General features: G+C 61.2%; 3 protein-coding genes. 2 read left to right on the forward strand and 1 reads right to left on the reverse strand.

Annotation, left to right across the window (positions count from 1 at the left end; translation table 11 throughout):
• Positions 1 to 104 precede the first annotated feature (104 nt).
• Entirely contained in the window at positions 105 to 1,679 is a 1,575-nt protein-coding gene (locus DM816_RS39720; RefSeq protein WP_246002664.1) for an ISL3 family transposase, read from the reverse strand.
• A 751-nt stretch (positions 1,680 to 2,430) separates the two neighbouring features.
• Between DM816_RS39720 and DM816_RS39725 the strand changes: the two genes are divergently transcribed.
• Entirely contained in the window at positions 2,431 to 3,183 is a 753-nt protein-coding gene (locus DM816_RS39725; protein WP_342768804.1) for a glycosyltransferase family 32 protein, read from the forward strand.
• Positions 3,184 to 3,216: 33 nt separating this feature from the next.
• Positions 3,217 to 5,391 (forward strand): family 16 glycosylhydrolase, encoded by a 2,175-nt coding sequence (locus DM816_RS39730; protein WP_117215630.1) that lies wholly within the window; start codon positions 3,217 to 3,219, stop codon positions 5,389 to 5,391.
• Positions 5,392 to 5,894 lie beyond the last annotated feature (503 nt).

Raw genomic sequence — 5,894 nt, forward strand, 5'->3', positions numbered from 1 at the left:
CCTGACCGTGCTCAGCCTCGACCCCGCCGGCAAGGGCCGCGCCCGCTGGTCCAACAGATGGAAAGCCGCTTTGAATGCCTTCGACATCACCTTCGACGGCCGCGTCAGCGCCGGCCGCCACTAATATCGACGACACTCCACATTAGACACAACCACCGAAGAAATCTTCCACCACTTACTTGACACACCCCGCCGGAGCTGTAAGGCAGGGTGAGTCCGTTGATCACAGCGGCATGGTCGCGTTTGATCCCGGCGGCAAACGAGCGCAGCTCGGACAGGTCGTCGTCTGCTTCGGCGGCGCTGATCCACTCGTTGAGCCGTTGCCCTTGCAGTTGGGTCAGGATCTGGGCAAAGTCGTTGATGTGTAGGGCAAGCCGATCAAGATGAGGACAGGCGGCACGGACCTGCTTGAGTTGGAGTTGTTCCTCGGCGTCGAGGGTGTCTGGGTGGCGAAGCAGCCAGCCGGCGATGCGGCGGGCCTTGGGCACCACCGGCCCGCGGCGGGCGGGATGCAGTTCACGCAAGGGTTTCACGTACTGGCGTAGCGTGTCGTAGGTTCCGGTGTAGCCGAGCGCTTTGAGTTCTTTGAATAGCTGTGTGGTGGTGAGAGGACCTTCAGCGAGCCGCTGGTGCAGGAAGTCGGCGTAGGGGTCGATGATGCTGGGTCTGCCTTGGCCGCGTCCCCAGGCCTTGGCGAGCAGGTCTTCTGGCTGGGCGGCGCGGGCGAAGCGGCGTACGGTTCCGCGTGCGAGTCCGAGGTGGCGGCTGATGGCCTTGATCCCCATGCCTTTGGCGAGCAAGTCGTGGATCTGCTGGTAGTGTCCTCGTGCGCGGGAGGCGTACTTGCCTTCGCGGGGCACGGCCGGCTCGGTGGCCCGGATCTGTTCGGCCCTTGCCGCGGCCGGCTCGGCCAGCTGGGCCTGGGCGTGTTCCCTGATGCAGCGGTGATGGCGGATCACCGCGTTTTCGACGTGCTCGCCTAGGTTGTGCCACAGGTGCCATCTGTCTGCGACTTGGACCGCTTGCGGTGCACCGCTATTGGCTGCGTCGGCGTAGGCGCCGGCGCGGTCTCGGCATACCACCTCGGTTCCTGGATGGGCCTGCAGCCAGGCAGCAAACGTGGCTGCTTGCCGGTCGGGCAGCAGGTCGACCGGCCGGTGGGTGTCCATGTCGACGAGCACGGTGCCGTATACGTGGCCTCGGCGGAGCGCGAAGTCGTCCACGCCCAGCACCTTGACCTGGTCGACGGTCGGCTCGGGCATGGCGCGAATGAGCCGTAGCATGCTACTGCGAGTGGCGGGTAATCCCAGCCTGATGGCCAGCCGGGCGCCGGCTCGGCCCGCCAGGGCAAGGCCGATCGATTCGAGCATCTGACGTAGTGCCGGGCTGCGTCGTGCATGGCGGGCGGTCAACCCGTCGATCTGTTCGGCGAAGGTGACCGCTGGACACAACTTGTTGCGGCAGAACAGCCGCCGAACACTGATGCGGATCTCGACCTGTCTGCCACCGATCGCCGCGTCCACTAGGCGCCGCTCGTAGCGGCTGTGCACCCGAGCCGACCGCCGCTCGCATCGTGGGCACACCGCGGGCACGTCCCTGGCCTTTGCCCATATCCGCAGGGAACCGCCGCCCAGCTCGACTCTTTGAACCTCAACACCGGCCAAATGCGGCAACAACATCCCCAGGTCTGCGATCACAGTGGGACGACTGTACACATTGGACAGGCGAAGCCTCGAACAGGGTCAACTACATTCACGGAAAGCGGGTCAGATCCAGATCCAGTATTCACCCGCCGACGACACGGCAGATCCGCTATTGTCATTGATCGTGTCTACAAGATGTAGAACCGGCGGTGCGCCAGCTGTTTTCGGGGTTATCGCCGAAACAGTCTGCGAGCCATGAACGCAGATCTCTGGTTGCTCCGTCGCCGACGTTCCCGTCCACCGACAGCCGGGTCGCGCTCGGCTTGAAGATCAGCAGATCGGATGGGGCAATCTTGAAACGCAGCGCGCAGTGTCGGCAGGACAATGCGCATCAAAGCTGCCTGTGTGAGTCGCGATGATACTGTTGGCCGGGTCCAAAAGGCCCGGGGGGATGCGGGATCGTCGCAGTCGTGACCGCCACGTCCGGCCGGAGGCTCGCGAACTAATTCAAGCGAGTCGTCGACCAGACGTGAGACAGGCAATGAGAAGATGACTTCTCGACCATGGCGGCTCCTTCATGGAAGCCCGCCGGCCCATGGATGCAAGCCTCGCCATGCTCGACGACCGAGCGTGGCGGCGAAGAAGAGGCAGGTAAGAGGATTGATTAAAATTGATGGACGCTGATTTTGTTCTGAAACGAGACCCGGCGGGAACTAGTATAACTAAAGCTCCTCAAGGCATCGCTGGCAACGATCGGCTCAGGTCTGAGTTTCTGCGACAGCTCCTGATGAAGGAGCGGCGTAGACCTGCAAACAAGGCGAGGAATCTGCCTAGCCGCGTGCTCGTTCAATATTGGAACGACTCGACATCAATACCGATCGATGTTATTCAATGCCTCGACTCTTGGTTGCCGTTGGAGGCAAACGGCTTCGTTCGTAGACTATTCGATGATGTTTCGGCGCTCCGCTTCATCGAACGAGCCCTCTCAAGACGTCACGTGCGGGCGTTCCTTCTGTGCGACCATCCAGCGATGCGAGCCGACTATTTCCGGCTCTGCTACATCTTGCAGAATGGCGGATTCTATGTTGACGCCGATGATGAGTACCTCGGGCATGGCCTCGATGAGTTACTGAGCGATGGTCGGCTCAAACTGCAGGCGCTGTGCTACGACATTTCGACGCAATCCATGGTTGATCCGTACGAGGCCGGCAGGGATGGTGAGGATCAAGGTCGCATTTTCTACGTGAACAACAACCCGCTCATCGCGCCGGCTGGTCACCCGATCATTGCTCGCGCCCTAGAGCGAGCCACGGGGATGGTGCTCTCGCGGGAAGAGGGCACACGTGATATTCAGTCCCTGACCGGACCTGGCAACCTGACCGTTAGCCTCGTTGAGCATGTGCTAGACCTATGCGATCGGGACGAGGAGGCCGACTTCCATCTGCTGACGACGTGGGACGCGATCGCCGTCAGCAAGTGGCCGCTCATGTATCGATCAGACGAGCGCAACTGGCGGAACTGGGTACATAGCAATGGATAGGAGCCTCTCTGGTGCGGCAGGTATACGAGTCGCATGAATAGCCTCAGTCTTGCCGAATTCGCAGAGCGCCTCGCTCATCGGATTCGGCTATACACACGGGTGCTGGATCCTCGGCGCCGCGCATCGGCGTTCTCTCAAAGGGGAGAGATCGATGCACTCGGTCGAATTTACGTGATCAACCTTGACCGAAAGCCGGCAAGGTGGCGCCGCGTGCGCGGGGAACTCGACCGCTTTCACGGTCGACACGGCGAACGGCTTTCCAGCATCACACGTCGGTTCCCGGCCGTCGATGCCAGGTACATGACCTCAGAGCCCGATCACTTAGTACTACGCCCGACCTATACCCTGGCTGACCAGCTCACGGTCGAACCGAACCCATTGCTCGCCCTCGACGACCGGGCACGGGCACACCAGATCGGCATGAGTCGCCAGGAGATCGCGGTGGCCTTGTCGCACATCGAACTTTGGCGGCGCATAGCGGACGGCGATGATCCTGCTGCGCTAATACTGGAAGACGACGTCTTCTTGGCACCGGGCTTTGCCCGCCGGTTCCGAATGACGTGGTCAGCATTACTAGATGCTGACGGGCGACCAGACTTTGACCTGATCTTCCTCGCCTACAAAGATGTGACCGCATCTAAGTCTATCTCGAGACCTACGCCCGTCCGTCGGCAGGAGCCCGGCATTTGGGAGGCGGCCGCCTATGTCTTGACAAGGGCGGGCGCATGCAAGCTTCTGAGCCGACTCCCAGCCTATGGGCCGATTGATATGTGGCTGAACCTACAATTCGCCAGCCTCAGGGTTTTCACGGCCGGGCACCGGCTCATCGAGCAGCGTGTCGATGAGCCCTCGACCAATTCATACTCGATATTGCCAGTGCTGTCGCAGGTCGGTGTCATAGCAAGGGAAAAGCCCCTTCTCCCCGCGGCGCGAAAGCGCAGGGGTCCCGTCATTGCTTTTGGCGACGCAGGGTTAGGTCTAACGTCGCTCGCAAAGGCTCTGTCGATGCTCGGTTACACGTGCATCAGCGACGTAGACAAGATGCCGACCGAGGAGCTGGACAGGCTCGTCCGCGGAAGGCGCGGACGGATGTTCAATGCCTACGTCAACGTCGGCGGCATTGATGCCGGCTCGCTCAAAGCGATCGCTTCCGCCAACCGGCACGCGCTGTTCATCGCTACGTCGCATGTGGCAGGTGTCGATGACCTGCCTAGCAATCGACTTCTTCGTTGTGGTTCGGCCGTCAGGGACAAATGGGCAGTCCTAAGCGAATTCCTCGAGGTCGAGTATCCACCCTTTCCGTATCCCGACGATGCAGACCTCGGCCGACGCGCCACTATCTCAAAGACGGTGCTCGAAACCGCCCGGCCAGCAACCAACCTTAAGGCGGACGCTTCGCCCTGGGTCCTGTCCAACCGGTCGCGGAGCTGGCAAGGCATACGGCTGAGAGCGGAAGACTCCACCTGCTTTGATACGACCGTGAGCAAGTGGTCGGCAGGCGATGAGCTACCGGAAACAATGTGGAAGCTGCGCGACGACACATTTCCAAGCAATCTTGCACTCTTCATCCCAGAAAACGTCGCAGTGCATGATGGCGCAATCGCACTGACTCTGCGGGCGCAGAGGACATCGGTGAGGGAGTACACAGGGGCCGCGATGGCAGGTCGCGGCAACTACCTGTACGGAACATTCGGAGCCGAGCTGCGCCCGTCGAACGTCACTGGCGTCATCACCGGGCTTTTCCTGCATCGCAATGGGCCGCGCCATGAAATCGATATTGAATTCTTGGGCCGCAACACAACAAAGATGCTGGTTAATGTATTCTACAATCCCGGCCCTGAGGGGACCAAGCTCGAGTACGGCTACCGCGGCACTCCTACGGAGATCGACCTCGGGTTCGACGCATCCGATGACTTCCACTTCTACGAGATCGACTGGCAACCCAGCAGAATCGCATGGAAGGTGGATGGCGTCATCGTTTACGAGCGCCCGATTTGGTATCCGACACCACTTCCCGATCGCCCCCTCGAGTACAACGTGAACCTATGGCACTCACGCTCAACCGAGTTCGCCGGATACCTCGATAGAACCCGTCTGCCGGCGGTTGCGGAGGTGCGCTCCATCGTGGTCGCTGCGGAGCCCTTCGAACGGCGGAGCGATGCACACCATGTGACCGCCACAAGCCGGGCTGACGGCAACACTGCATAGGCATGGTGAGTTTGGGCAAGCAACCCACACGCGCCGTGGTTAGCCACGCCCCCGTAGTGACGGATCGCCAGCGCCTCCACCTCGACGGATGCCCTTCCGAACGGCCGGACGTCTTCCTACCACCGAGAGCCACAGGGGGCTACCGATGGGGAGTGTCAGAGGACCTTCGTGTTCGCGTTTCACCCGAGTGCCAGAAGCTGCGGAAACGCTTGGCAGAGCGCGGCGCTTACACCGGCGCGCCGATAGGCCCCGCCAATGGGCAGGTCAGCGGCTATCGCCAGGCGTCCGTGGGGGGAGCAGTTTAGGGATGTATCCGGCCGGGGGCACAACTAAGTATATGACGCTGACTCAGGTTTGTGCTGCTAGTGTGCCGTCTCAGTTTTGGGGAGACAGTTGATTTAGGGTGACACGTCCGCGGCGGACTTTGGCCAGGATGTCTTCGGCGGTGGCGGTCCAAATCAAGGGTTTCGGGTCGTTGTTGTAGGCGGTCAGGTACGCCTCGA

Source organism: Allorhizocola rhizosphaerae (assembly GCF_003426775.1).
Taxonomy (GTDB): Bacteria; Actinomycetota; Actinomycetes; order Mycobacteriales; family Micromonosporaceae; genus Allorhizocola; species Allorhizocola rhizosphaerae.

What these genes read in the sequence shown, in the direction of transcription:
- DM816_RS39720 (WP_246002664.1), bottom strand. Translation starts at nt 1,679, where the DNA reads ATGTTGTTGCCGCATTTGGCCGGTGTTGAGGTTCAAAGAGTCGAGCTG.
- DM816_RS39725 (WP_342768804.1), top strand. Translation starts at nt 2,431, where the DNA reads ATGAAGGAGCGGCGTAGACCTGCAAACAAGGCGAGGAATCTGCCTAGC.
- DM816_RS39730 (WP_117215630.1), top strand. Translation starts at nt 3,217, where the DNA reads ATGAATAGCCTCAGTCTTGCCGAATTCGCAGAGCGCCTCGCTCATCGG.